The sequence below is a fragment of the Pseudomonas sp. P4_B4 genome, from assembly GCF_056402255.1.
On the sequence record NZ_JBFUHS010000003.1, the window covers coordinates 293,156 to 318,548 of the forward strand.

Below are 25,393 nucleotides of genomic sequence, written 5' to 3' on the forward strand. Positions count from 1 at the left end.
TTCCTGTCCCACATTGAGCCTCATTCCGCATTAGCGGGATGGACTGGCTGCGCGCATGTCTTTTGACGCGTGCAGTGGATGATCACAGGAATCGTAAACATGAACTCCAAGTGCTATTGCACAGGTTGGTCCCTCGTGGCCGGTCTGGCGGCAAGCGTACTGGCATTGCCTGGCTTCGCTGCCGCATTGACACTCGATGAAGCGTTGCGGCTGGCTGAAAACAATGCACCGTCGCTGACCRCACAAGACGCTAAAATTCAGGCTGCCAGCAGTGCGGCTATTCCAGCGGGTGAATTACCTGACCCCAAGTTGCTGGCAGGTGTGCAGAACTACCCCATCGGCGGCCCGGATCGCTGGAGCATCGACCAGGACTTCATGACCATGCAAATGGTCGGGGTCAGGCAAGATATGCCCAACAGCGACAAGCGCAAAGCGCGCATTGAGGTCGCCGATGCGGCCGTTGATCGAGCTGCGGCAGAGCGTCGGGTCGAACGCCAGAAGGTACGCCAGTCCACGGCGTTGGCCTGGATCAGTAGCTACTCGGTTGAGCGCAAAGATGCGCTGTTCCAGGACTTCTACAAAGAAAACCGCCTGCTGACCGATACCGTCCGGGCCCAGATTGCCGGTGGCCGCGCTCAACCCGCCGATGCGGTGACGCCCAAGCAAGAAGCGGCTCAACTGGCGGAGCAGCAGGACGATCTGGTTCTCCAGAGAGCGCAGGCCCGAGCGGCCCTCAAACGCTGGATTGGCTCCGCCGCCAACGACAAGCCTGTGGGCAGCTTGCCGCAGTGGCCTGTCGATTCCTCAAGCTACGCCCATAAACTGCAACACCACCCCGAGTTGGCAGCGTTTGCGCCGATGACCCGCGAAGCGCAAGCCAAGGTTCGTGAAGCCATGTCGGAGAAACAGTCGGACTGGAGCTGGGAACTGGATTACCAGCACCGTGGCCGTGAGTTTGGCGATATGGTCAGCGTGCAGTTTTCCTGGGACTTGCCGCTGTTTCCTGACTCCCGGCAAAACCCGAAAATCGCAGCCAAACAGGCTGAAGTCAGTCAGCTTGAGGCTGAGCGCGAAGCCCTGTCACGCGAGCACAGTCAGCAACTGGAAAACGAACTGGCTGACTATGAGCGCCTGAATCGTGCGGTAAGCCGCAACCAGGAAAGCCTGCTGCCGCTGGCCAGGGAAAAGGTCGAACTCAGCATGGCCAGCTACCGTGCCGGCAAAGGCGATTTAAACGCCGTTGTTACCGCCCGACGTGAACTCATCGAAGCCCGCCTCAAACAGATCGACGTGGAAGAGCAGCGAGCGCTGACCAGTGCGCGTCTGTTTTTTGCTTATGGGGAGTCCGGCCAATGAACCTTACAAAATGGAACGGGGCATGGCTGGTTGGCCTCTCGCTGGCATTGGGTGTTGCCGGTGGTTACTGGCTGGCTCCCCAGCGCATGAGCGGAGTACCCAGTACCGCCCCGCAGCAGAGCCCCAATTCACCGGATGAACGCAAGGCTCTGTATTGGTACGACCCCATGTACCCGCAGCAAAAGTTCGATAAACCGGGTAAGTCCCCCTTTATGGACATGCAACTTGTCCCCCAGTACGCCGGGGGCGTCGGGGATCGTGCGACCGTCAGTATCGATCCGAGTCTGACCCAGAATCTTGGTCTGCGTTTTGCGACTGTCACTCGTGGCGTCTTTGAGTCCAACCTCGACGTGACAGGTGTCCTGGCGTTCAACGAACGGGATGTCGCGGTGATTCAGGCTCGTACAGCGGGCTTTGTGGAGCGGGTCTATGCCCATGCACCCGGTGATGTGCTCAAAGCCAACGCGGCATTGGCGGATATCCTGGTGCCGGAGTGGGCGGCCGCCCAGACAGAGTTCCTTGCACTCAAGCGCAACGGTGATGCTGACCTGTTGGCTGCGGCCCGCCAGCGACTGAGGCTCACAGGGATGCCGGCTGCGCTGATCATCCAGGTAGAGCGCAGTGGCAAAGTCCAGCCGAACCTGACCCTCACCAGCCCCATCAGCGGCGTGCTGCAAGAGTTGAACGTACGTGCGGGTATGACCGTGTCGGCTGGCGAGACTCTGGCGCGTGTCATTGGCTTGAGCAGTGTCTGGCTCGCCGTGGCCGTTCCGGAATCGGATGCCGGAGCTATCACCGTGGGGCAGGCCGTCGAAGCGCGCTTGCCAGCCTTTCCAGGGGCAACGCTCAGTGGCAAGGTCAGCGCGATTTTGCCTGAAACCAATCCGGACAGTCGCACCCTTCGCGTACGTGTCGAGCTACCCAATCCGGACGGGCGCTTGAGACCAGGTTTGACGGCGCAGGTCCGCCTGAACCGTGCAACTGAGCAAAGTGTGTTGTGGGTGCCGAGCGAAGCGGTGATTCGCACTGGCCGACGTGCCTTGGTGATGCTCGCCGAAGACGCCGGCCGCTACCGCCCGGTGGAGGTGCAGCCCGGGCAGGAAAGCGATGGCAAGACGGCGATTTTGAAAGGCCTGGAAGAAGGCCAGAAGGTGGTTACGTCTGGCCAGTTCCTCCTCGACTCGGAGGCCAGTCTCAAGGGCATTGTTGCTCGCACGGAGCAAGAGTCGCCACCCAGTGGAGCAGCCGCCAGTTTGCATGAGGCTGACGGGCAGATCGTCGAGATCGACGATAAAGAAGTCACGCTCGCTCATGGTCCCTTCAAGACGCTGGGCATGCCTGGCATGACGATGACGTTCCCACTCGCCAACCCGGCGCTGATGCAAGGCCTTAAAGCGGGTGACAAGGTTCGGGTCGCGGTGAGCCAGACCGACGATGGCTTGCGTGTCGAGCGTCTGGACAAATCGGGGAGTCAGCCATGATTGCTGCCCTGATTCGTTGGTCGGTGGCCAATCGCTTTCTCGTATTGCTGGCGACACTGTTCGTCACCGCTTGGGGCATTTGGTCGGTGCAGAGCACGCCCATCGATGCGCTGCCAGACCTCTCCGATGTGCAGGTGATTATCCGCACCCCTTATGCAGGACAAGCGCCGCAGATTGTCGAGAATCAGGTGACCTATCCGTTGGCCACCACCATGCTCTCGGTGCCGGGCGCCAAGACCGTGCGTGGTTACTCCTTCTTCGGTGACAGCTTTGTCTACGTGCTGTTTGAAGACGGCACTGACTTGTACTGGGCCCGCTCGCGGGTGTTGGAGTACCTGAGCCAGGTGCAGAGTCGGTTGCCGGCCAGCGCCAAGCCAGCGTTGGGACCCGATGCGACGGGGGTGGGATGGATCTACCAGTACGCACTGGTGGATCGCAGCGGCGGACACGATTTGGCGCAGCTTCGCGCACTTCAGGACTGGTTTCTCAAGTTTGAACTCAAGACGCTGCCCAACGTTGCGGAAGTGGCCACGGTGGGTGGCATGGTCAAGCAGTACCAGGTGCAGCTGGATCCGCTGAAACTGGCCAGCCTCGGTATCACTCAGGCTGAGGTGACCGAGGCTATCGGCAAGGCCAATCAGGAAACCGGGGGCGCGGTGCTGGAGATGGCTGAGACCGAGTTCATCGTGCGGGCTTCCGGTTACTTGAAGACACTCAATGACTTTCGGGCAATTCCACTCAAATTGGGTGCGGGTGGTGTTCCGGTGACCCTTGGCGATGTCGCCACGATCCAGTCGGGACCGGAAATGCGCCGTGGCATCGCCGAACTCGACGGCGAAGGCGAGACGGTCGGTGGCGTGGTGATTTTGCGCAGCGGCAAGAATGCTCGCCAGACCATTGCAGCGGTCAAGACCAAACTCGACGAGCTGAAAAGCAGTTTGCCGGCCGGGGTGGAAATCGTCACCACTTACGATCGCAGCAAGCTGATCGATCGCGCGGTGGAAAACCTCAGCCACAAACTGATCGAAGAATTCATCGTTGTCGCGTTGGTCTGCGGGATCTTTCTCTGGCACTTGCGCTCATCGCTGGTGGCGATCATTTCGCTGCCGGTGGGGGTGCTGATTGCCTTCATCGTCATGCGCTACCAAGGCATCAACGCCAACATCATGTCCTTGGGCGGGATCGCCATCGCCATCGGCGCCATGGTCGATGCCGCCGTGGTGATGATCGAGAACGCCCACAAGAAGATTGAAGCGTGGCACGTGGCCAATCCTGGAGAGGAACTGAAGGGTGAACATCATTGGCATGTGATGACCGAAGCCGCGGCGGAAGTGGGACCAGCGCTGTTCTTCTGCCTGTTGATCATCACCCTGTCGTTCATTCCGGTGTTCACCCTGGAAGCGCAAGAGGGGCGACTGTTCGGCCCTTTGGCTTTCACCAAGACCTACGCCATGGCCGCAGCGGCGGGGTTGTCAGTGACCCTGGTGCCAGTGCTGATGGGCTACTGGATTCGGGGGCGAATTCCCAGTGAACAACAGAACCCGTTGAACCGGTGGTTGATCCGGATCTATCAGCCGGCTCTGGACGCGGTCTTGCGTCGACCAAAGATCACTCTGCTGGTGGCGCTATTGGTTTTTGTCAGTGCGTTATGGCCATTGTCGCGCTTGGGTGGCGAGTTTCTCCCGCCGTTGGACGAGGGCGACCTGCTCTATATGCCTTCAGCTCTGCCAGGATTGTCTGCGCAGAAAGCCGCGCAACTGCTGCAACAGACTGACCGCCTGATCAAGACCGTGCCAGAAGTTGAACACGTTTTCGGTAAGGCCGGTCGCGCTGAAACCGCGACAGATCCGGCGCCTCTGGAAATGTTCGAAACCACGATCCAGTTCAAACCACATGAGCAATGGCGTCCGGGCATGACCCAGGAAAAATTGGTGGAGGAACTGGACCGTGTGGTGCGAGTGCCCGGTCTGACCAACATCTGGATACCGCCGATTCGTAATCGTATCGATATGCTGGCAACGGGCATCAAGAGTCCCATCGGTGTGAAAGTTGCCGGTACCAACCTGACGGAAATTGATGCGGTCACCCAAGCGGTCGAGCGAGTGGCCAAAGACGTGCCCGGTGTCAGTTCGGCTTTGGCCGAGCGCCTGACCGGTGGTCGCTATATCGATGTGGATATCGACCGCAAGGCTGCCGCCCGCTATGGGCTGAATATCGCCGATGTGCAGTCCATCGTGGCTGGCGCCATAGGGGGTGAAAATGTAGGGGAGACGATAGAAGGGCTCGCACGCTTCCCGATCAACGTACGTTATCCACGTGAGTGGCGCGACTCGCCAGGTGCCCTGGAGCAATTGCCCATCTACACCTCGTCAGGAAGCCAGATCACCCTTGGCACCGTGGCGAAGATCAGAATCACGGACGGTCCGCCAATGCTCAAGAGCGAGAATGCACGGCCCTCTGGTTGGGTATACATCGACGTGCGTGGCCGGGACATTGCCTCGGTGGTCGCCGATCTGCGCCGGGTCGTCAGCGATCAGGTCAAGTTGCAGCCCGGCATGAGCCTGAGCTACTCGGGACAGTTCGAATTTCTCGAAAGAGCCAACGCTCGACTCAAGCTGGTGGTGCCGGCCACGCTGTTGATCATCTTCGTGCTGCTCTACCTGACTTTTGCCCGCTTCGACGAGGCCTTGCTGATCATGGCCACGCTGCCGTTCGCACTGACTGGCGGGGCATGGTTCCTCTATCTGTTGGGATTCAACCTGTCAGTCGCCACCGGGGTCGGTTTTATCGCCTTGGCAGGGGTGTCTGCGGAATTTGGCGTGATCATGTTGTTGTACCTGAAGAACGCCTGGGCCGAACGTGAAGACCTCGGCGACAGCACTGAGCACGGGCTGGTTGCGGCCATTCGTGAAGGCGCCGTGCAGCGCGTTCGACCCAAGGCCATGACCGTGGCCGTGATCATCGCCGGTCTGTTACCCATCCTGTTGGGCAGCGGCACCGGCAGCGAAGTCATGAGCCGCATCGCCGCGCCCATGGTTGGCGGCATGATCACGGCACCCTTGCTGTCCCTGTTTGTCATTCCGGCAGCGTATCGCCTGATGCGCCGCCGTCACCTCCGGGTTGTACTCACCACCCCTCAAGGAAAAATCGTATGAAACTGACCCTGATTGCAGTTGCCAGCACCGTAGTTACGCTGTCTTTTTCTGCCCTGGCAGAGGACATGCCGGGCATGAAAATGGACGGTATGGAAGGCATGGAAATGAAGCAGGAGTCGAAGCAAGTTCCAGCCGCCAGTGCCGAGGGTACGATCAAGGCTATCGATCCTGCGAAGCATACGGTGACCCTCGCCCATGGCGCTGTTCCCGCCGTGCAATGGCCGCCGATGACTATGGCCTTTTCAGTGACGGAAGATCAGCTGTCAGGGCTGACGCTTGGAGACCGTGTATCGTTTTCTTTCCGAGTTGAGGGTGGAAAAGCAACGATTGTGTCCATTAAAAAGTAAGTACCGGTGATGGAAGTGGCCGGCACGCTTTGTCGTGCCGGACATAACCCATTAAATCCGCATGTTCAGGAAAACCGGCACGTCAGTGGGATCGCTGGCAGAAGGGCGATTCCCACCAGCAGATCACCCAACTATTTGAACGAAAGCTCGCCTTGTAAATGCAATTGCTAATTTGTATCATTCGATTTCAATTCAGCGAAGCAGGGAACGCAGCGCCAAAACAATAATAAGGTCAAGGCAATGCTCAAAATGCTTCTCGTGTACGGTCATCTGCTCGCTACGTGTATTGCCCTGGGGAGGGTGTTGCAGGCGGATCACAAGCTTTGGAGTTGGCGCAAGGAAATACTGGACCAGGCGAGGCTTGAGTACCTTGATGAAACCCAGAAAATCGTCAGCCTCGCACTGCTGGCCCTTTGGGCAAGCGGACTGTTGCTGGTGCTTCAGGGTTATCTCATTGAAGGCGACGCGTATCTGCTCAATCAGAAACTCTGGGCCAAGGTGACGGTCGTCGCGCTGCTGAGCCTCAACGGTGCACTATTGCATCGAGTCGGCTTCCCGCTGCTGCAAAAGGCTCCCTTCGTCGCACTGCGCACTGCAGGCCGCACGCGGCTCGCCTTGTTGGGTGCGCTTTCCATGAGCGGTTGGCTATTCGCCGCTTTCCTGGGGGTGGCTCGAGCCTGGAATCACGTGTTGCCTTACCTGCATGTGATGGGCGCATTCGCCGCATTCTCGTTACTGGCTTGTTGCGTGGCACTGGCAGTCGCCGGCAGGGCGGGCAATGCCGGTGCGCAAAAATCCTCGGTACCGGGGTAGCTATCGACGAAGCACGCCAAAAGCCAAGCCCATTTCACCCCCACATGGGCAACCCCCATCTCCATCCCCATCCGTGTCCCCAGCCGTCGGTCGGCTTTCTCCTGCGCCGGTTGACCCGGAGCCAGAAAGGTCTAATTTCATTGTGTGGGAAAAAATCCCACGCAATGAATTCAGGAGAAACTGTAAGTCAGACGGATTGCTCCAATGCCGCTCCCGGATTGCAACGCGTATTGCGTTGACACTGCTCGCGGTAAATCACCAGGAGAATGCACGATGAACACTTACCTGCTTTTCAAGAAAGGATTACTGGCACTGGCAATTGGTGGCGTCCTTTCGGCTTCCATGGTTTTGGTACCGGATTCCGTTTCCCATGACTCGAGTGCCTACGCCAAGGATGGTGGTGGTGGTGGTGGTGGTGGTGGTGGTGGTGGTGGTGGTGGCGGAAGCGGCGGTGGCGGTGGCGGCAATGGTGGTAGCGGTGGCGGTCACGGCGGCAACAGCGGTAGCGGTGGCGGTCATGGTGGCAATAGTGGGAACGGTGGCAACAGTGGCCATGGTGGCAATAGTGGGAGCGGCGGCAACAGTGGCCACAGCGGCAGCGACCATGGGAATTCAGGCCATGCCGGTTCTGGAGCCTCGAACTCCGGTCGCGGTGGTACCCATGCAGAGGCGGGTGACGACCACGGCAACCACGCTCGCGGCGAAGCCGGTGACGACCACGGCGTCCATGTTGGCGGTGAGCCTGGTGATGACCACGGTGTCCACGTTGGCGGTGAGCCTGGTGATGACCACGGTGTCCACGTTGGCGGTGAGCCTGGTGATGACCACGGCGTCCACGTCGGTGGCGAGCCTGGTGATGACCGAGGCGTCCACGTCGGTGGTGAGCCTGGTGACGACCGCGGCGTCCATGTCGGCGGTGAACCCGACGACAACAGCCGGATCTGATGCGTTTTGTGGCCTCATGCCAAACCCTGGGGACCGGTTTTGCATGAGGCGCGACAAAAAATACGCGCGTGCGTTCATGGGATTATTTCCCACGTAGCTATACTGGGGTTATCTATCCAGGAATTCGCTGAATGCAATCGTCGACGCTGCCCACCTCGCTCCTCAAAGCCTTGCGACATGTCATGCGGCCGCTGGTACGCCTGATGCTGCGCAAAGGCGTCACCTACCTGGTGTTTGCCGACCTGCTCAAGGAGGTTTTCGTCGAAGTGGCGGACCGTGAGTTCCGTCTGGGCGAGAAGGCACCGACCGACAGCCGCATCAGCCTGCTCACCGGCGTGCATCGCAAGGATGTACGGCGCTTGCGTAATACCAGTGACCCGGCTTCTTCCACGCTTCCGGAAAACATCACTTTCGGAGCGCAACTGGTCAACGCCTGGGCCAACGCGCCGTTCTGCAACGACGCCGGCCAGCCACTGGCACTGCCTCGATTGGCCCGTGTCGGCGGCGACCGCTCCTTTGACGCCCTGGTGGCGAAGGTCAGCACGGATATCAGGGCGCGGGTGGTGTTGGACGAGTGGCTGCGTCTGGGCGTCGTGCGCCTTGACGAACAAGATCTCGTGCACCTCGAAGCCCAGGCCTTCGTGCCACAAAAGGGCTTCGATGAGAAAACCGCTTACCTGGGCCATAACCTGCACGATCATGCCTGCGCCGCGGTACACAACCTGAGCAGCGAAGGTCCGGCCTTTTTTGAACGCAGCGTGCACTATGACGCACTGTCCCCGATGAGCGTCGAGGCGTTGCGCGAGGCCGTTGCCAGCGAGGGAATGCAGGCCCTGTTGAGTTTCAACCGACTCTCCGCCGAACTGGAGTTCCGGGACCTGCCCAGCCTTGAACCACGCCAGCGCATCACGGTCGGATTGTACTTCTACACTGAAGCTTCCGATCCCGATTCACAAACGGCCCCTAAGCCATGACCGTCAATTTGCGCCTGATTCGTACAATCGCCCTCACTCTGGGCCTCGGGCTTCCGATTGTGCTGCAAGCCGCCCCAGCCTGTGTCAGCCAGAATGACGCGGGCACCAGCACAGTGCCAGTCATCCAGGCTCCGGGCGGTACCGGCGGCACGGGCGCAGCGCCTGGCGGCATGGGCGGTACCGGCATCGACACCGACAACGGCGGGATCGGCGGTACCGGCGCACCGCTGAAAAAGCGCCCTGGCGGCATTGGCGGCACCGGTGCCGTTGCAGGCGGCGTGGGTGGCACGGGCATCGGCAGTGAAAGCGACAACGGCGGGATCGGTGGCACCGGCATTGTCGGCACCATCACCGGGTTCGCCTCGATCTGCGTCAATGGCGTGGAAGTGCACTTCAACAACAACGTCCCAGTCAGCGAGAACGGCATTGCCACCACCAGCACCCACCTGGCGGTAGGCCAAGTGGTTGCCGTGGAAGCGTTCAATTCCCAGCGAGGTCTGGAGGCCGGGCGCATTTCTATCCTGCACGCCTACGAAGGTCCTTTGACAGCCCTGCCGCGCGCTTCCATGCCCATGCGCGTCATGGGGCAACCGGTACGCCTGGCCAACGGTGCTCAAGTCGCTCCCGGTCTGCGCCTGGGTGATCCCGTACGGGTCAGCGGGCTGCGCGATGCTCGTGGCGAAGTGGTGGCCAGCCGCATCGACCTGGCGCCCGGCCTCAAGGAAGCCAGTGCCATCGGCTCGGTGGATCGCAGCGGCTATCTCCAGGGAATCAAACTCAGCAATCACCCAGGCCCGGCGCAGGAAATGCTGGTGCGCGGCCACTGGTCCGGTCGCGAGTTGGACGTGAACCAAAGCCGCCCCGATCCGAGCCTGCCTTTCATTGGCCGGGCACACAATGCGGTGATCGAGGGCCTGGTACAGGGCCGGCAGGACCACCGTTTAGTGGTCGGTGGCTTTAATGTGACGCTGGCGCGCGACACCGTGTTTGTCGGTGTGCAGGCTTCGGAACTGGCGCTGGATCGACGCGTGCGGGTCAACGGCGTGTTCACCGGCGCGCGAGACGTGCAGGCAACGCGTATCGAATTGCCCCGCGAGCGCTCCGATTCGCCAGCCGGCAACCGGCACGGACGACCCGGCACCAGCGAGCAAAACACCGACGACTCAAGTGGCTCGAGCAACTCGAGCGGCTCCGATAGCTCCGGCAGCTCCAATAGCTCCGGCAACTCCGGCAACTCCGGCAGCTCGGGGAACTCGGGCAGTGACAGGAGCGGCCGCTCCGAGAGCGAAGGCAGCGTTGTCGACGATACTCGCCACGGGGGCAATGACAGTCATGGCGGTGGCGACAAGATAGATAGCGTGGACAAGTCCGGCAAGTCGGAGCGTATCGAGAGGGTCGAGCAACCCGACAAAGTCGAGAGGGTGGAAAAGGTAGAGAAAGTCGAAAAGGTCGAACGCCCGGAGAAAGTCGAGAAAGTTGAACGGCCAGAAAAAGTCGAGAAGGTAGATAAGGTTGAAAAGGTCGAGAAGGTAGAGAAAGTTGAGAGGGTCGAGCCGGTCGAAAAAATCGATCACTCCGGCAGGTCGGGTTAAACAGTGCAGTCATGATGCACTATCGTCATAAGTGACTAGGCTTGGTAAGTCACGCAACAAAGCATGCGTGTGAACTTCGATGACGCAAGACACGAGGTGAGCATGAACCCCAAGCGCATCCTGCTCGTAGGTTGGCTTGCCAGCCTGGCCTTGCCAGCCTTGGCCGATACCTTCACGACTTCGATCGGAACCGACTACTCTCGGGGCGACTATGGCACCGGTACAACTTCCGAAACCTGGTACGTCCCGCTGGTGGGCAAATACCAGACCGGCCCCATGACCTACAAGCTCACTGTGCCTTGGCTACGCATCACTAATCCTTCGGTCGGCCCTGACGGCGAGCCGTTGCCCGGCGGCTGCGGCAAAGTGGAAAGCGGTTTGGGCGACACCGTCGCCGGTGCCGACTATGCCGTGCTTGACGGCAGCGTCAGCGGGCTGTTCGTGGACCTGATCGGCAAGGTCAAGTTGCCCACAGCCGACGAAGACAAATGCCTGGGCACCGGCAAAACCGACTATTCCGCCCAGGTCGATGTCGCCAAAGCCTTCGGCCCTGTGACCGGGTTCGCTACCCTGGGCTGGAAAAAATTCGGCGACCCGTCGGGCTCCAACTTCGACAACCCGATATTCGCCGGCCTGGGCTTTGCCATGCCCGTGTTCGTACGCACCACGGCGGGGGTGTCCTACGACTGGCGGCAGAAAGTCGTTTCCACGGGCGACCAGATCAAGGAACTCACCCTCTTCCTCACGCACAAGCTCAATCAGAACTGGAAGTTTCAGTTGTATGCCGTCAAGGGTTTTTCCGACGCCAGCCCGGATGGCGAGGCTGGACTGGTGTTCAGCCACACCTACTGATACCCGCCTGTTTCTCTTCACTGATGCGCTTCACCGCTTCGACCCAGGCGGGTCCGTACGCGGCAGTGCGCTTCGAAAAACCTGCCAGGCCCGCTAGCTCTCACCCCAGGTTCCCTGGGTAAATCCGAATGTCATCTCCTGATCTATTCCATTGAAAAAATTGTCTCGTTTAACCAGCCGATCGGGTGAGGGGCGACTCTCCAATGGGGCAGGTTGAAGTTTTTGCTCAACGCTGCATTTGTTCTGATATTTGGTCGTTGACACTTGGGCTAATAGTACTAATCTGAGTGTGTGGGAATATTTCCCACGCGAATATGCTAACTGGCTCTGAGGGATCGTACGGAAACCGCGGTGGCTCGTTATTGCTGCAGACTTATGGCCGTGCCGGTTGGCTGGCCGCTCCAATGGGCGGCCGGGAACTCACTGGACATTGCGTTCGATACGGAGATGGCGACGCAACTCCAAGCGGAGGTGCATCATGCTGCTCAAGAAATGTTTGTTGGCTCTGGCAATTGGCGGGGTCCTGTCGGCATCGACTGTTCTGGTGCCCGATTACATCGGTAGTTTCTCCAGCGTGTATGCCAAAGATGGCGGCAGCGGCGGAGGTGGAGGCGGAGGCGGCCACGGTGGCGGTAGCGGCGGAGGCGGCGGTGGTCACGGTGGTGACGGCGGAGGCGGTCACGGCGGCGGCAGCGGTGGTGGCAGCGGCGGTGGCGGTGGTGGTCACGGTGGCGGCGGTGGCTCCGGCAGTGGAGGCTCCGGAGGCGGTGGTCACGGTGGTGACGGCGGAGGCGGTAACGGTGGTAGCGGCCATGGAGATGGCGGCGGTCATGGTGGTGCAGGCCATGGCGCTGACGGCCGTGGAGGCCCAGGGCGCGGCGACGCTGACCATGGTGGTATGGCCGGGAACAGAGGCCCGGGCAATGCGCATGACAACGACGATGACCATGGTGGAATGGTCGGGAACAGAGGCCCAGGCAATGCGCGTGACAACGACGCGCGTGACAACGACGATGACAACGACGCGGATAACGCTGCAGATGCAGCCAGGGAAGCCGCAGAAGATGCTGGTGATGCTGCAAGGGAAGCCGCAGAAGACGCCAGGGACGCTGCCAGGGAAGCCGCGGAAGACAGAGGCGCTGCCAGAAATGACGCTGATGTAGCCAGAGACGCGGCCAAGGCTGATGCAGATGCAGCCCGGGACGCCGCCAGAGCTAAGGCGGATGCAGCCCGGGACGCCGCGAGAGCTGAGGCGGATGCAGCCCGGGATGCCGCAAGAGCTGCTGGCGTACCGCGCGCAGATGCAGATGCAGCCAGAGACGCTGCCCGGGCCGCTGCGGATGCAGCCCGGGATGCCGCCAAGGCTGACGCAGATGCCGCCAGAGACGCAGCCAAAGCCAAGGCGAACGCAGCCAGAGAGGCTGATAAAGCCAAGGCGAACGCAGCCAGAGAGGCTGATAAAGCCAAGGCGAAGGCGGCCAGAGAGGCTGACAAAGCCAAGGCGAAGGCGGCCAGAGAGGACGTGGCGGACGCCCCGGACGCGCCAGACGCGCCGGATTTCGACGCGGTTGAGGTAGAGAACTAGGCCTGCACGTTCGGCAATGAACAAGTCAGGCATACCCGTCGATGACGTCCCGGGAGTTTGAAGGACGTATCGGCAATGAGTCGCAAGCCCCGAAGAATCGAGGGGCTTGCGACTTTTTTTCGACTTCGTGTCTTTGAAATTTCCTGCCGCAATACCGCTCATCCATGGTGGTTTGTGCGAAAACCCGCGCGGTTACCTGAGGTTTTTGCACGAATCTTCACGACTGCCGCTCGTATCATTTCACCCGGAAACCACGGTGAGCATTGCGATGACAAAAAACACAACGTTGTGGGACATCAGTCCACCCTTGAGTACCGATACACCGACCTGGCCGGGTGACACGCCCTTCCTTGAGGAGCGCGTCTGGACCTACGGTCCCGAGTGTCCGGTGAATGTCGGACGCATCACCCTGTCGCCGCATACCGGCGCCCACGTCGATGCACCGTTGCACTACAGCGCTGACGGCGCGGCGATTGGCGATGTCGGGTTGGACGTCTATATCGGGCCTTGTCGCGTTTTGCATTGTCTGGACAGCGGCGAGCTGGTGCAGCCGGGGCAACTGGAAGGGCGTTTGCACGATGTGCCCGAGCGGGTGCTGCTGCGAACCTATCGACAAGCACCGCTGACGACCTGGGATTCGAACTTCACGGCGGTTGCCAAGGAAACCATCGACCTGTTGGCGAGCCTTGGCGTGCGCTTGATCGGCATCGATACACCGTCGCTGGACCCGCAGCAATCCAGGACCATGGATTCCCACGGCGCCGTGGCCCGCCATCACATGGCGATTCTTGAAGGCATCGTGCTGGATGAGGTCCCGGAAGGCGATTATGAATTGATCGCCTTGCCGCTGCGGTTCGCTCATCTGGACGCCAGTCCGGTCAGGGCGATTTTGCGGCCGTTGAGTACTACACAACGCGTGTAACCCATTCAACAGATCCGAAGTGGACGCCGGTGCCCGGTTCCGGCGCTCCCTTCGGGTGAGCGGTGTCAGGCATTGCTCTCGGTGAATTTCTCGTAGTACAGCTGCACGCTGTCCAGTGCCTGTGCCTGCAACCAGGTTTTGATCGACTCCACCATCGGCGGCGGCCCGCAGACGTACATGTCGACCTGGCCATCACGCAGTTCGGCGATGTCGAAGTGTTCGGCAATGTAGCCGCGCTTGCCGGTCCAGTGTGGCGACGGTTCGCTGACCACCTCGGTGTAGCGAAACCCCGGGATGCGTTGTTCATACGCCTGGATGCGCGCCTGTTCGCACAAATCGGCCGCATCGCGCACGCCGTAGTACAAGTGCACGGGCTGCTCGCAGCCGCGCTCGGCGAGTTCGTCGAGCATGCCCAGCAATGCCGAAAGACCGGTGCCACCGGCCACCAGGATCAATGGCCTGGCGACGTGCCGCAGATAGAAAGCCCCCAGCGGTGCCTCCAGGGCGATTTCGTCGCCCACCTGGCAGCGTTCGCGGATGTAGTCGCTCATCACCCCATCGGGAAGCAGGCGAATCAGGAATTGCAGCTCATTACTGGCGCTCGGCCGATTGGCGAACGAATAGGAGCGCTTGTTCTCGGTCCCCGGAATCAGCAGCCGGGCGTACTGTCCGGGCAGGTAATCCAGCGATTGTCCCGCATTGCCCAGGTGCAGATGCAGGATCGCCGTGCTGGCCGACACCTGCTTGACATCGGTGACCCTTGCCCTGAGTTGATCGGGGCCGGCGGCGTTGCACAGGCTGGACGCGAAGTCGAAGTAGAACGCGGCGTCGGATTTGACCCGTGTCTGGCAGGTGAGCATCTTGCGTTGTTGCAGGTCCTGGCTGGAGAGGGCTTCCTCATCCACATAGTCCTGGCTGTAATCGCCTGACTCGCAACGGCCCTGGCAGGTTCCGCAGACGCCTTCGCGGCAATCCAGGGGAATGTTGATGCCATTGCGCAGGGCGGCGTCGAGCAGGATTTCGTTGGGTTGCACGGGAAAGAACAGCGTTTTGCCGTCGGCAAAGCTGAACGCGACCTTATGGTTCATGCCCCGGTCTCCTTGGATTCAGAGGTGGTAGAAATCGAGTACCGAGTTGATGGTGTCGTTGAGCAGCAACACGTGCTTGCGGGTGATCAGCCAGCTATCGACGTGGGGCGTGAGGTGATAGGTCGCGCGGCCATAAAACTGCTCGGATGTCGCCAGGCGGTAGTACAGCGTGTGCCAGTTCAGGCGTACCTCCAGCTCGCCGTTTGCAAGGGCGCCGATCCGCACGTTGCTGATCTGATGCAGGGTGCGCGGCATCGGCGTCGCGGACGCGGACTTGCCGGTGCGCAGGCGGAATACGCGGTCCTCAAGGCCTGAACGATTGGGGTAATAGATCAGCGACATTTCGCGTTTGGGGTCGCGGGTGTAGACGTGTTCGGAGTCCCATTGCGGCAAGTGGAACTCGCTGTGCTCGGCGAACAGCTGGACATAGGCATCCCAGTCCTGGGCGTCGCACAGTTCGGATTTGCGATAGAAAAACTGTTCGATCTGGTACTGCAATTGCGCATTCATCATTGCACCTCACGGAGTTTCAGGGATTTCGCGTCCAAGCCATCGAGCAGGAATTTCTGCCAGTTGCTGTGCTGGTTGACGTAAAGCCCTTCGTGGGTGAATTCGGTGCCGGTCATGGCCGGGGCAATGCCGATTGACTCGCTGTTGGGCGTGCCGCCGCTGGCCCAGCGGTGACTGCCGCGGGAGATGTCGCTCCAGCGTTCCAGGCGCGCCTGGAAACCACGCTGGGCTTCACGAAACTCCACCAGGTCATCCGGTGTGCCCAGGCCCGAGACGTTGAAGAAGTCCTCGAACTGGCGAATGCGGTTTTCGCGGTCGGCGTCCGACTCGTTCTTGACCCCCAGGCACTGGCTGATGATTTCGGTCTTGTTCCACGCCACCGGACGGATGATGCGCAATTGCGAGCTGATCTGATCGAGGAAAAACAGGCTCGGATAGATGTTCAGGTTGCGCAGGCGATGCATCATCCACTCGGCCTTTTGCTGGCCGTGTTCTTCGACCAGTCGCGGCATGATCGTCGCGTAGCCGGAACGTACCGACGGGTTTGGCATGTCGCTGAACAGCAGGCTGTGACCGTTATCGAACGCGAACCAGCCGTCATCGGTGTTGGCGTCGCCGGCGCCGAGCTTGCTGTAGTCGAGGGTGCCACTGGCGGCAGTGCCGTTTTCGCTGTTGACCTGCTGGCGATGCTGCACCGTGGCCACGTAGTTGTAGTGCACCGTGCTGACGTGATAACCGTCCAGGCCGTTTTCGTTTTGCAGCTTCCAGTTGCCGTCGTAGGTGTAGGCCGACTTGCCGGGCAGCACTTCCAGCTCACCGGTGGGCGACTGGGCGACCATCATGTCGAAGAACACCTTGGCGTCGCCGAGGAAGTCTTCCAGGCTGTTCTCGGCCTGCACATCAAGGCTGATGAAGACGAATCCCTTGTAGCTCTGGATGCGGGCCTTTTTCAGGCCGCGTGTGGCCTTGTCGAAGCCTTCCGGGTACTCGCCCGGTGCCTTGACCTTGACCAGGCGGCCATCGCTTTTGTAGCACCAGGCATGGAAGGGGCAGGTGAAGGTCGACTGGTTGCCCTTGCCGACGCGGGTCAGCGTCGTGCCGCGATGCTGGCAGGCATTGATCAGTGCATTGAGCTGACCGTCACCGTCGCGGGTGATGATCATCGGCTGGCGGCCGGCGCGGATGGTCACGAAGTCGTGGTTGTTGGCCAGCTCGCTTTCGTGGCAGGCGTAGATCCAGTTCTTCTCGAAGATCAGTTCCATTTCCAGATCGAACAGCTGCGGTTCGGTGAACATGTCCCGGGCGATGCGGAATACGCCTTCTGCCGGACGGAAGTCCAGGCAGCTTTCGATAAACGTTTTCCATTGCTCGACGTTTTTTTCGCCACTCATGAGGTGTACCTGTTTTTATTGGGGCTAATCGGTACGTTCATTAGAGAGAGTGGGGCGTGCCTGGGTCTATCCGCTTTGTGGGCGAAGGCAGTCCATAAAGTTTGGCGGTAACACTCAGGGGGCGGGCTGGGCAGCGAATACCCAGCGGCATGCACCAGGCGATAAACGGCTGCTGCGGTTTGCGGTAATCAGGTACTGTTCGAGCGGGCGTTCGATACCCTTTGATGGCATTTTCCGGCTCGAGTCGCCAAGCGTTATCCACTTAATTGGCGATTGCTATCCACCGGGTCAGCACCGCGATCTTGTGGCTTGGAACTTGCCTTTGCAAACCGCATACGCGCCATCAGAGCGCGCCGAAAAAAACCTTGAGTGCACCGTGATGAGCAGCAAAGTCGATCCGCAGTTTCGCGACATTCGTGTCGACAGCGATGACCTGGAGGCCGCCAGAAGCTGGATGTCCGGTATCTGCGGACCTCATCGGCTGGTGAGTGCGAACCCCGAACGGATCCGCTTTCATCACAACGCCAACATGTTCAAGTCGATGGCCACCACCCTGGGCACGATCGAATACGGTACCGATGTCACCATCGATATCGAGGACGCCGAGCACTTCAGCAGCTACAGCCTGAGCTTGCCGCTGGTGGGCGAACAGGAGCTGAGCAAGGCTGGCAGCGTGGTCAGGTCTGACCGTGATCAAGGGGTCATCATTTCCCCCAATGAACACCAGCTGCTGGCGATTTCCGGTGACTGTCGCAAGGTCCAGGTGGTGATTACCCGAGTGGCGATGAGCGAGGCTCTGGAAGGGATGCTGCAACGGCCCCTGGATGCGCCGCTGCGCTTCGAGCCGGTGATGGATGCGATCGATGGGCCATCGGCGTCGTGGTGGCGCATGGCGCGTTATTTCATCGACGAGATGGAGCGCAGCAGTGAACTGTTCGAGCAGGTGGCCTTTACCCGGGACATTGAAAGCTCGCTGATCAAAGGCTTGATCCTTGCCCAGCCAAACAACTATTCGCAGGAGCTGCGGGACGCGCTGGGCGTGAAGTTGCCGCACTACCTGGTCAGGGCCCGGCAATACATCCACGACAACGCCCGGGAAGCGCTGCATCTGGAGGACATCGAAGCCGCTGCCGGCGTTTCGCGCTTCAAGTTGTTCGACGCGTTCAAGAAGTACTTCGCCCTGTCGCCGATGGCCTACCTGAAAAAGTATCGCTTGAACGCCGTCCGCCAGGAGATCCTCGAGCACGGCACGGTGCGCAGTATTTCCGGGATCGCCATGGGCTGGGGGTTCATGCACCTGGGGCGTTTTTCTACCGAGTACCGCAAGCTGTTCGACGAAACCCCGAGCATGACCTTGCAGCGCAACGAAGCCCGGCGCCAGCAGGGACTTTGAAGGGCCGCCGCGGCCTTACTTGCGTACCACCAGATCCAGCAATTGCTCACGCTCCTTGATTTTTTGCAGGACGATTTCCGAACGAATATCGGTGACGCCGGCGGTGCGGTTGAGGTGATTGACGATGAAATCCGAGAAGTGCTTGAGGTTGCGGGCCTGGACCCGCAACACATAGTTGCTCGCCCCGGTAATGACATAGGCGGTGACCACCTCCGGCCACTGCTGCACCTTCTTGATGAAGGTCTCGTGCCAGTCCTCGACGTCCTGTCGCAGCGACACATGAACGATCGCTTCCAGCTCAATGCCCAGCCGCTCGGCATTCAGCACCGCGCGATAGCCGGTGATGATCCCTTCGCTTTCCAGCAGGCGTAAACGTCGCAGGCAAGCCGAGGGTGACAAGGCGACTTTCTCCGCCAATTCCTGATTGCTGATACGGCCATCCTGTTGCAATTGATGCAGGATTCTCAGGTCTGTCGAGTCAAGATTCATGGTTTGAATAAATCCGCGTTTATTGGGGTTTGATTCGAACATTCTGCGAAATAATTACTACATGGCCGGTTACTTTGCACGAAAATTCTTCAAAGGTTCGTTCATTATCTCTCCATCGAAAGGCAAGTGAATCGCCTTGAATCAGGGCGCCTGAACCGGCTGATGCAACCTGCCCGGATGGCGTCGCATAACAAAAAACAGGACACCCGATGACGACAAGAAACAGTTGCCTGGCGCTTGATGCCCAGGACGCGCTGGCGCCCCTGCGCCAGCAATTTGCGCTCCCCGAAGGGATTATCTATCTCGATGGCAATTCCCTGGGCGCGCGGCCGGTCGCTGCATTGGCGCGGGCGCAAGCGGTGGTCGCCGAGGAATGGGGCAATGGCTTGATCCGCAGCTGGAACAGCGCAGGCTGGCGCGAGCTGTCCGAGCGTTTGGGCAACCGCCTGGCCGGTTTGATCGGTGCGGGGGAGGGTGAAGTGGCGGTGACCGATACCACTTCGATCAACCTGTTCAAAGTGCTGAGCGCTGCCTTGCGCGTACAGGCTACAAGGTCGCCGCAGCGGCGAGTGATCGTCAGCGAGTCGAGCAATTTCCCCACCGACCTGTACATCGCCGAAGGCCTCGCGCAGATGCTGCAACAGGGTTACACCCTGCGCCTGGTCGACAGTCCTGAAGCGTTGCCGCAAGCGATTGACCAGGACACGGCGGTGGTCATGCTCACCCACGTCAACTACAAGACCGGATACATGCACGACATGCAGGCCCTGACCGCGCTGAGCCACGAGTGTGGCGCGCTGACCATCTGGGACCTGGCCCATTCCGCCGGCGCGGTGCCGGTCGACCTGCACCAGGCGGGTGCCGACTACGCCATCGGCTGCACCTACAAGTACCTCAATGGCGGGCCGGGCTCGCAAGCATTTGTCTGGGTTTCGCCACAGTTGTGCGATCTGGTGCCGCAACCCCTGTCCGGCTGGTTCGGCCATTCGCGCCAATTCGCCATGGAGTCGCATTACGAGCCGTGCAGCGGCATCGCCCGCTACCTGTGCGGCACCCAACCGATTACCTCATTGGCGATGGTCGAGTGCGGCCTGGATGTGTTCGCCCAGACCGACATGGCCAGCTTGCGCCGCAAATCCCTGGCCCTGACGGACTTGTTCATCGAACTGGTCGAGCAGCGTTGCGCGGCTCACGAACTGAAGTTGATCACGCCCCGTGAGCACGCCAAACGTGGCAGTCACGTCAGCTTCGAACACCCCGAAGGTTATGCGGTGATCCAGGCCCTGATCGAGCGGGGCGTGATTGGTGACTACCGCGAGCCGCGCATCATGCGTTTTGGTTTCACCCCGCTGTACACGACCTTTACCGAAGTCTGGGATGCGGTACAGATCCTCGGCGAGATCCTCGACCGGAACACCTGGTCGCAAGCGCAATTCCAGGTTCGCCACAGCGTGACCTGAACCCTCCGACATCCGATTCCTGCCGCAGGATTTTCTCCGCGGCAGGGCTTCGGCCGCCGGCAATAACCAGTTCTGCAATCACAATAATAAGGAGCACGCAGAATGAAACTGTCCCTCTGGCCTGCCTTGCCGCTCGCCATCTCCAGTTGCCTTGGCCAAATGGCCTGTGCCGCTTCTGACAACGGATTTGTCGAAGACAGCAGCCTCACCCTGACCAACCGTAACTTTTATTTCTACCGCAATAACCTCAACAACCCGGGCGGGCAGAACTACCGGGACGAGTGGGCCCACGGGATCATGCTCGATTACCGCTCCGGCTACACCCAGGGCACGGTGGGGTTCGGGGTCGATGCCTATGCGCAGTTGGGCCTCAAGCTCGACAGTGGCAAGGGACGCACGGGCACGGGTTTGCTGCCGGTCGATTCCGATGGCCGTCCCGAGGATGAGTACTCCGAAGCGGGTGGCGCGGTGAAGGCGCGGATTTCGCAGACCGAGCTCAAGTACGGCAACCTGACCCCACTCAACCCGGTGTTCGGCACCGGCAATGCGCGACTGTTCACCAGCGTTGCCACCGGCTTTCAGCTGACCAGCAATGAACTCAAGGCATTGCAACTGGACATTGGTCACTTCACCGCCGGCAACGACAGTAATTCGACCAATGCCAATGGCGCGCTTAAAGCGCTGTACGCCGGCGTGGAAACCCGCAGCGTCGATTATCTGGGCGGCAGTTACGCCCTGAGCGATCAACTGAGTGTCAGCCTGTACGGTTCGCAGTTCACCGACATCTGGCGCCAGTACTACGGCAATGCCAACTACACCTATGCCCATGGTGAAGGCCAGTCGCTGAACCTGGATTTCAATCTCTATCGCACCAACGACAGCGGCCAGAGCCTGGCCGGCAAGATCGACAACACCACCTGGTCGCTGGCCACCGCGTACAAGTTCGGTGCCCATCGAGTGACCTTGGCGTATCAGCGGGTCGATGGCGATGAGCCGTTCGATTACCTGGGTTTCGATCAGCAGCCGGGCACCTCGATTTTCCTCGCCAACTCGATTCAGGTCCTCGACTTCAACGCCCCCAACGAACGCTCCTGGCAACTGCGTTACGACCTGGACATGGCGCCTTTCGGCGTACCGGGCCTGAGCTTCATGTCGCGTTACGTCAGTGGTGACCACATCGATGACAGCCATTACGAGGGCGGACCCAATGGCGCCTATGGACGTTACGGCGATGACGGCAAGCGCTGGGAGCGCGACCTCGAAGCGCGCTATGTCGTGCAGTCAGGCAAGGCCAGGGACCTTTCAATACGCGTGCGTCAGGCCAGTGTGCGCTCCACCTCGCAGGTCGCCCGCGCCGACACCACCGACAACAACGAAGTGCGGGTGATCATCGAGTATCCACTGAGTATTTTCTGATCCGTGTCCTGCTGTGCGTGGCTGATCCCCACCGTTAAACCTACGACGTGCTCTTCAAGAAAGACAAAATCCAGAGGACATAAAAATGACCGATAACTCCGGTTTCGAAACGATATCCAAGCGTGAACACGGCCTGCGGCGTCAGCTGACGTCGGGGCAGATGAGCATGATCGCCATTGGCGGTGCAATCGGCACCGGGCTGTTCATGGGCAGCGCCTATGCCATCGGCTATGCCGGGCCGAGCGTGTTGCTCAGCTACGCCATCGGCGCAATCATCACCTTGCTGCTGATGGGCTGCCTGGCGGAAATGACCGTGGCCCATTCGACCTCGGGTTCGTTCGGTGCCTACGCCGAATTTTATGTCAGCCCGCTGGCCGGGTTCCTGGTGCGTTATGCCTATTGGGCGGCGATTGTGCTCGCGGTCGGCACGGAAGTGACGGCGGTGGCGATGTACATGAAGTACTGGTTTGCCAACGTGCCGGAGTGGATATGGATCGTCTCGTTCTCCAGTGTGTTGATCGTGCTCAACGCCATCAGCGTGAAGACCTTCGGCACCTTCGAGTACTGGTTCTCGACCATCAAGATCGGCGCGATTGTCGGCTTCATCATCCTGGCGGTGTATGTGGTGTTCGGTTCCGGCAACCCGGAATACGGCGTGCACAATTACACCGCTCACGGCGGTTTCTTCCCCAATGGTCTGCAAGGGATGTGGATAGCGGTGATCGTGTCGATCTTCAGCTACCTGAGCGTGGAGATGATCGCGGTGGCCGCCGGTGAGGCGAAAGACCCGGAACAAGCAGTGAGAAAAGCCTTTCGCGGGACTATCGTGCGCCTGGTGGTGTTCTACCTGCTGACCCTGGCGTTGATGCTGGCGATCGTGCCTTGGGTCCAGGCTGGCCATGCCCAGAGCCCGTTCGTCACGGTGATGCAAGCCATCGGCATTCCCGGCGCCACCGGCGTGATGAATTTCGTCATCCTGATTGCGGCGTTGTCAGCGATGAACAGCCAGTTGTACATCACCACGCGCATGATGTTCAGCCTGTCCCGTGCCGGCTACGCACCAAAATCCATGGGAGTGTTGAGCAAGACCGGGATCCCGCTGAACGCGCTGTTGCTCTCCAGCTCGGGTATCGCCCTGGCGACGTTGCTCAACATCCTGTACCCGGAAAGTTCGTTCACCCTGATGATGGCGATCTCGATGTTCGGCGCGATCTTTACCTGGTTCATGATCTTCCTGACGCACTTCTGTTTCCGTCGTTTTCACGAACGCAATGGCAACCGCAAACTGTCGTTCCGCATGCGTCTGTTTCCCTACAGCACATTGCTGGGGCTAGTACTGATGGGGGCGGTGATGATCACGACCTACTTCACTGAAGCCTTCAAGATGACCCTGGTGTTCGGTGTGCCGTTCCTGCTGGTGCTGTCGATTGTCTACGGTATTTTCTTCAGGAAAACCAGGGCGGTCACGGCGCTGAGTGCGCAGCCCAAGCTATAGCCTGAAGGTCGTGCCGGGGCGGTGAAGTTCAGTCAGGTCGATGCCTGGGCAATGCCCGGAACCTGACGATGCGTCGCCCCGGGCTCGATCAGGTTTCGGATTGATACTCGGGTTGTTGTTGATTTTTCAGGGTGCATTTCAATGGCGGGTGTTGGTCGATTCTGTTGAAAAAGTCGGTCTCGGTGGCCGTCGCCTGTTCAGAGCTCAAAAAGCGTGCGTTTTGGGCGTTGCTGCGTAAAAAACCAAGGCAATTCCGCCGTCCAAACGATTCAGATCTCAACGTGGGCAACGGTCCTCAAGAGTCTTGATTAACCCGTTGTCTTAATGCCCACAGCCCTCCAGTTAATTATGTGGGGCGCACAACATCAAAGGTGAATCGGAGCCGCGGTCCGGAAAAGAAACCGCGGCGACCGATCAATCAGGCGGCGGGGAGCAGGCCTTTCTGTTTGGCGACATGAGTCGCCAGTGCGTCCATCAAGTCCGGGGACAGGCAGTCATAGGGTTCCAGGCCGATCGAGCGCAGGCGCTCGCGGATAGCCTTCATTTGCGCTGGCGGTGTGCCGGTTTCGATGATGGAGGACACGAACGCCGCAAATCCCGGCGCAGCCCATCCGCTCTGTGGCGAAAGCTCGGTGTGGACGAAGTCCAGGCCATAAAACGCATGGTCCTTGTTCTCGATGCGCCCAAAGAGATGGGCGTGACACTGCTTGCAGGCGTGGCGCTGGATGGTGGCGGTTTCATCGACAATCGCCAGTTTTTCGCCGTGGGCAATGACGCTGACCTTATCTCGAGGCACCACGGCGATGACGGCGAATGTCGCGTTTTGTGGTTTCCAGCATTTGCTGCAGCCGCACGCGTGGTTATACAGAGTTTGTGCGTCGATCTTGACCTCGACCTTGTCGGTCGCACACAGGCATTGCAGGGTGCCACCTGTGAAATTCGCGGCGGCGGGTTGGATACCATTGTCCAGTGCAGGGTGAAGTTGCAAGGTGCTCATGCTGGCGTCTCCGTTTCAGGGTGTCAGACAAAAGTGCCTGGGGCCGTGCCCCAGACCGGTAGTTCATCGGAACTCGATGACGGCGCGGATTGATTTGCCTTCATGCATCCGATCGAACCGCGGCGGATTTCGAAAAGGACACAGTGCATAAACGAGTGACCTCCTTCGGTGCGACCGGTCGGTTACCCAGATCAAGAATAGTCTGCGATGACGCCTCGAGCGCACGGACGAGTGTGCCGAATTCAGAACGCCAGCGAGAGCCAGGCGCGGTACCCCACTTGACGCATCAATGGTCACACAGTGGATCGTTTGTAGGGACGGACTTCATTACCGTGGTGTCTGTTATCAGCATCCCTGCCTAAGGCGGATAATCGGGGAGGCGTATCAGTCAAAAAGCGTCACGGCAGATCCTCACTGTTGCCGCTGACGCGGCCCCCAACAGCCAAATGCGCGCCGATGTTGGCCGCACGGACCAATCTATGCTTTCTACTACCGACTGCGCAGGCAATCCAAAAAAATCTCAACGTTGATCGTATCAAGTGTGTTTTCACACAGCCTGGGCCCATGGCTGACATTCAAGACAGGCTCCATATGGCCGATGTTGTGCCCCTTGGGAGACAACGATGGCCAATCGAAGAGAAAAATAAACGGTTGCTGCCGACGAAGATCCAAGCTACTTGCCATTCCTGGCATGCGCTACCTTTGTTCGAATACCATCAAAATACTGGGACTTCAGCTCTGTCGTTAACGGCCCAAGGATGAGGTTTGCTTTGAACCGGGCCAACAGATGCTCAATCATCCGATCTACCTTGGCGTAGGCAGCAGTGACGCTTGAAGGCACCGGCGGATCAAACTCAATCCCTTCCATCTCGATATCGAGTCGTTTCAACACGGGTTCGGCGTCCAGGATCTGGTGGCGTATCTCATCCGGCGAGCATCGCATGTTTGACCTCCTTGTTTGCTGTACGTACAAGCGGCACACCTTTTGTTAACTGCTGAATCGGGTGAAGCCGACAGGGCTGGTGTGTACTGTCTTAAAATTGAAACAAAATTGTCGCGCAGAAGTATTACTGAAATATTTAATTCCTATGATCGAGGGAGTTTTTTCAGGTTAACTCTCTCATGCGTCGAG

Annotated in this window: 21 protein-coding genes and 1 pseudogene; 16 read left to right on the forward strand and 6 right to left on the reverse strand. The window is 59.7% G+C overall.

All coding sequences use genetic code 11. The features are described from left to right. Nucleotides 1–99 precede the first annotated feature (99 nt). From AC1DVE_RS05780 to kynB, 12 genes and pseudogenes are all read left to right on the forward strand, one after another. On the forward strand, nucleotides 100–1,356 hold the full coding sequence (locus AC1DVE_RS05780) for a TolC family protein (RefSeq protein ID WP_477783827.1): 1,257 nt from the start codon (nucleotides 100–102) through the stop codon (nucleotides 1,354–1,356). Next, complete coding sequence (locus tag AC1DVE_RS05785; RefSeq protein ID WP_477783828.1) at nucleotides 1,353–2,837, forward strand: efflux RND transporter periplasmic adaptor subunit; 1,485 nt, start codon at nucleotides 1,353–1,355, stop codon at nucleotides 2,835–2,837. The genes AC1DVE_RS05780 and AC1DVE_RS05785 overlap by 4 nt, the downstream gene beginning before the upstream one ends. After that, a complete protein-coding gene (locus tag AC1DVE_RS05790) occupies nucleotides 2,834–5,992 on the forward strand; it encodes an efflux RND transporter permease subunit (protein WP_477783829.1) in 3,159 nt (1,052 codons plus the stop codon). The genes AC1DVE_RS05785 and AC1DVE_RS05790 overlap by 4 nt, the downstream gene beginning before the upstream one ends. Further along, nucleotides 5,989–6,339 carry a copper-binding protein gene (locus AC1DVE_RS05795; RefSeq protein ID WP_223456022.1) on the forward strand — a complete coding sequence of 117 codons (351 nt, stop codon included), beginning with the start codon at nucleotides 5,989–5,991 and terminating at the stop codon, nucleotides 6,337–6,339. The genes AC1DVE_RS05790 and AC1DVE_RS05795 overlap by 4 nt, the downstream gene beginning before the upstream one ends. 240 nt (nucleotides 6,340–6,579) lie before the next feature. Next, entirely contained in the window at nucleotides 6,580–7,152 is a 573-nt protein-coding gene (locus AC1DVE_RS05800; RefSeq protein ID WP_223456021.1) for a hypothetical protein, read from the forward strand. 273 nt (nucleotides 7,153–7,425) lie between these two features. Next, complete coding sequence (locus AC1DVE_RS05805; RefSeq protein ID WP_477783830.1) at nucleotides 7,426–8,097, forward strand: hypothetical protein; 672 nt, start codon at nucleotides 7,426–7,428, stop codon at nucleotides 8,095–8,097. Between the two features lie 131 nt (nucleotides 8,098–8,228). Then, nucleotides 8,229–9,071 (forward strand): DUF6502 family protein, encoded by an 843-nt coding sequence (locus AC1DVE_RS05810; protein ID WP_223461845.1) that lies wholly within the window; start codon nucleotides 8,229–8,231, stop codon nucleotides 9,069–9,071. Next, a complete protein-coding gene (locus tag AC1DVE_RS05815; protein WP_477783831.1) occupies nucleotides 9,068–10,663 on the forward strand; it encodes a DUF5666 domain-containing protein in 1,596 nt (531 codons plus the stop codon). The genes AC1DVE_RS05810 and AC1DVE_RS05815 overlap by 4 nt, the downstream gene beginning before the upstream one ends. 102 nt (nucleotides 10,664–10,765) lie before the next feature. Continuing rightward, nucleotides 10,766–11,515 carry a hypothetical protein gene (locus AC1DVE_RS05820; RefSeq protein ID WP_223461841.1) on the forward strand — a complete coding sequence of 250 codons (750 nt, stop codon included), beginning with the start codon at nucleotides 10,766–10,768 and terminating at the stop codon, nucleotides 11,513–11,515. Between the two features lie 478 nt (nucleotides 11,516–11,993). Then, nucleotides 11,994–12,209 (forward strand): annotated as a pseudogene (locus AC1DVE_RS05825) (hypothetical protein); the annotation flags it as partial. Nucleotides 12,210–12,470: 261 nt separating this feature from the next. Next, entirely contained in the window at nucleotides 12,471–13,100 is a 630-nt protein-coding gene (locus tag AC1DVE_RS05830) for a hypothetical protein (RefSeq protein WP_223461344.1), read from the forward strand. Nucleotides 13,101–13,368: 268 nt separating this feature from the next. Next, nucleotides 13,369–14,022 (forward strand): arylformamidase, encoded by a 654-nt coding sequence (gene kynB / locus AC1DVE_RS05835; protein WP_223461346.1) that lies wholly within the window; start codon nucleotides 13,369–13,371, stop codon nucleotides 14,020–14,022. A gap of 65 nt (nucleotides 14,023–14,087) precedes the next feature. On the opposite strand, the gene antC is transcribed toward kynB, so the two are convergent. From antC to antA, 3 genes are read right to left on the reverse strand one after another with little or no spacing between them, the layout of a single operon-like run. Beyond that, entirely contained in the window at nucleotides 14,088–15,110 is a 1,023-nt protein-coding gene (gene antC / locus AC1DVE_RS05840; protein ID WP_223461348.1) for an anthranilate 1,2-dioxygenase electron transfer component AntC, read from the reverse strand. Between the two features lie 18 nt (nucleotides 15,111–15,128). Continuing rightward, on the reverse strand, nucleotides 15,129–15,620 hold the full coding sequence (gene antB, locus AC1DVE_RS05845; protein WP_223461350.1) for an anthranilate 1,2-dioxygenase small subunit: 492 nt from the start codon (nucleotides 15,618–15,620) through the stop codon (nucleotides 15,129–15,131). Further along, nucleotides 15,620–17,011, reverse strand: a complete 1,392-nt coding sequence (gene antA, locus AC1DVE_RS05850; protein ID WP_223461352.1) for an anthranilate 1,2-dioxygenase large subunit — start codon at nucleotides 17,009–17,011, stop codon at nucleotides 15,620–15,622. Before antA ends, antB begins: the two co-directional genes overlap by 1 nt. Before the next feature lie 379 nt (nucleotides 17,012–17,390). On the opposite strand from antA, the gene AC1DVE_RS05855 reads away from it, so the two are divergent. Then, entirely contained in the window at nucleotides 17,391–18,404 is a 1,014-nt protein-coding gene (locus AC1DVE_RS05855) for an AraC family transcriptional regulator (RefSeq protein WP_223461354.1), read from the forward strand. A 15-nt stretch (nucleotides 18,405–18,419) separates the two neighbouring features. Here AC1DVE_RS05855 and AC1DVE_RS05860 read toward each other — a convergent pair whose 3' ends face one another. Then, nucleotides 18,420–18,893 carry an Lrp/AsnC family transcriptional regulator gene (locus AC1DVE_RS05860; RefSeq protein ID WP_007971266.1) on the reverse strand — a complete coding sequence of 158 codons (474 nt, stop codon included), beginning with the start codon at nucleotides 18,891–18,893 and terminating at the stop codon, nucleotides 18,420–18,422. Between the two features lie 209 nt (nucleotides 18,894–19,102). Between AC1DVE_RS05860 and kynU the strand changes: the two genes are divergently transcribed. The 3 genes from kynU to AC1DVE_RS05875 all read left to right on the forward strand — a co-directional run bounded on the left by kynU (nucleotide 19,103) and on the right by AC1DVE_RS05875 (nucleotide 23,264). Then, complete coding sequence (gene kynU, locus AC1DVE_RS05865) at nucleotides 19,103–20,353, forward strand: kynureninase (protein ID WP_223461356.1); 1,251 nt, start codon at nucleotides 19,103–19,105, stop codon at nucleotides 20,351–20,353. A 102-nt stretch (nucleotides 20,354–20,455) separates the two neighbouring features. Then, nucleotides 20,456–21,769: an OprD family porin gene (locus AC1DVE_RS05870; protein WP_223461358.1), complete on the forward strand. Its 1,314-nt coding sequence runs from the start codon at nucleotides 20,456–20,458 to the stop codon at nucleotides 21,767–21,769. 85 nt (nucleotides 21,770–21,854) lie between these two features. Continuing rightward, a complete protein-coding gene (locus AC1DVE_RS05875) occupies nucleotides 21,855–23,264 on the forward strand; it encodes an amino acid permease (protein ID WP_223461359.1) in 1,410 nt (469 codons plus the stop codon). A gap of 418 nt (nucleotides 23,265–23,682) precedes the next feature. On the opposite strand, the gene gfa is transcribed toward AC1DVE_RS05875, so the two are convergent. Beyond that, nucleotides 23,683–24,261, reverse strand: a complete 579-nt coding sequence (gfa, locus tag AC1DVE_RS05880) for an S-(hydroxymethyl)glutathione synthase (RefSeq protein ID WP_223461361.1) — start codon at nucleotides 24,259–24,261, stop codon at nucleotides 23,683–23,685. 673 nt (nucleotides 24,262–24,934) lie between these two features. Then, complete coding sequence (locus tag AC1DVE_RS05885) at nucleotides 24,935–25,204, reverse strand: hypothetical protein (RefSeq protein ID WP_477783832.1); 270 nt, start codon at nucleotides 25,202–25,204, stop codon at nucleotides 24,935–24,937. Nucleotides 25,205–25,393: the final 189 nt, after the last annotated feature.

What these genes read in the sequence shown, in the direction of transcription:
- kynU (WP_223461356.1), top strand. Translation starts at nt 19,103, where the DNA reads ATGACGACAAGAAACAGTTGCCTGGCGCTTGATGCCCAGGACGCGCTG.
- antB (WP_223461350.1), bottom strand. Translation starts at nt 15,620, where the DNA reads ATGAATGCGCAATTGCAGTACCAGATCGAACAGTTTTTCTATCGCAAA.
- AC1DVE_RS05785 (WP_477783828.1), top strand. Translation starts at nt 1,353, where the DNA reads ATGAACCTTACAAAATGGAACGGGGCATGGCTGGTTGGCCTCTCGCTG.
- AC1DVE_RS05875 (WP_223461359.1), top strand. Translation starts at nt 21,855, where the DNA reads ATGACCGATAACTCCGGTTTCGAAACGATATCCAAGCGTGAACACGGC.
- antC (WP_223461348.1), bottom strand. Translation starts at nt 15,110, where the DNA reads ATGAACCATAAGGTCGCGTTCAGCTTTGCCGACGGCAAAACGCTGTTC.
- gfa (WP_223461361.1), bottom strand. Translation starts at nt 24,261, where the DNA reads ATGAGCACCTTGCAACTTCACCCTGCACTGGACAATGGTATCCAACCC.
- AC1DVE_RS05805 (WP_477783830.1), top strand. Translation starts at nt 7,426, where the DNA reads ATGAACACTTACCTGCTTTTCAAGAAAGGATTACTGGCACTGGCAATT.
- AC1DVE_RS05870 (WP_223461358.1), top strand. Translation starts at nt 20,456, where the DNA reads ATGAAACTGTCCCTCTGGCCTGCCTTGCCGCTCGCCATCTCCAGTTGC.
- AC1DVE_RS05810 (WP_223461845.1), top strand. Translation starts at nt 8,229, where the DNA reads ATGCAATCGTCGACGCTGCCCACCTCGCTCCTCAAAGCCTTGCGACAT.
- AC1DVE_RS05885 (WP_477783832.1), bottom strand. Translation starts at nt 25,204, where the DNA reads ATGCGATGCTCGCCGGATGAGATACGCCACCAGATCCTGGACGCCGAA.
- AC1DVE_RS05795 (WP_223456022.1), top strand. Translation starts at nt 5,989, where the DNA reads ATGAAACTGACCCTGATTGCAGTTGCCAGCACCGTAGTTACGCTGTCT.
- kynB (WP_223461346.1), top strand. Translation starts at nt 13,369, where the DNA reads ATGACAAAAAACACAACGTTGTGGGACATCAGTCCACCCTTGAGTACC.
- AC1DVE_RS05815 (WP_477783831.1), top strand. Translation starts at nt 9,068, where the DNA reads ATGACCGTCAATTTGCGCCTGATTCGTACAATCGCCCTCACTCTGGGC.
- AC1DVE_RS05830 (WP_223461344.1), top strand. Translation starts at nt 12,471, where the DNA reads ATGGTCGGGAACAGAGGCCCAGGCAATGCGCGTGACAACGACGCGCGT.
- AC1DVE_RS05800 (WP_223456021.1), top strand. Translation starts at nt 6,580, where the DNA reads ATGCTCAAAATGCTTCTCGTGTACGGTCATCTGCTCGCTACGTGTATT.
- AC1DVE_RS05790 (WP_477783829.1), top strand. Translation starts at nt 2,834, where the DNA reads ATGATTGCTGCCCTGATTCGTTGGTCGGTGGCCAATCGCTTTCTCGTA.
- AC1DVE_RS05855 (WP_223461354.1), top strand. Translation starts at nt 17,391, where the DNA reads ATGAGCAGCAAAGTCGATCCGCAGTTTCGCGACATTCGTGTCGACAGC.
- antA (WP_223461352.1), bottom strand. Translation starts at nt 17,011, where the DNA reads ATGAGTGGCGAAAAAAACGTCGAGCAATGGAAAACGTTTATCGAAAGC.
- AC1DVE_RS05820 (WP_223461841.1), top strand. Translation starts at nt 10,766, where the DNA reads ATGAACCCCAAGCGCATCCTGCTCGTAGGTTGGCTTGCCAGCCTGGCC.
- AC1DVE_RS05860 (WP_007971266.1), bottom strand. Translation starts at nt 18,893, where the DNA reads ATGAATCTTGACTCGACAGACCTGAGAATCCTGCATCAATTGCAACAG.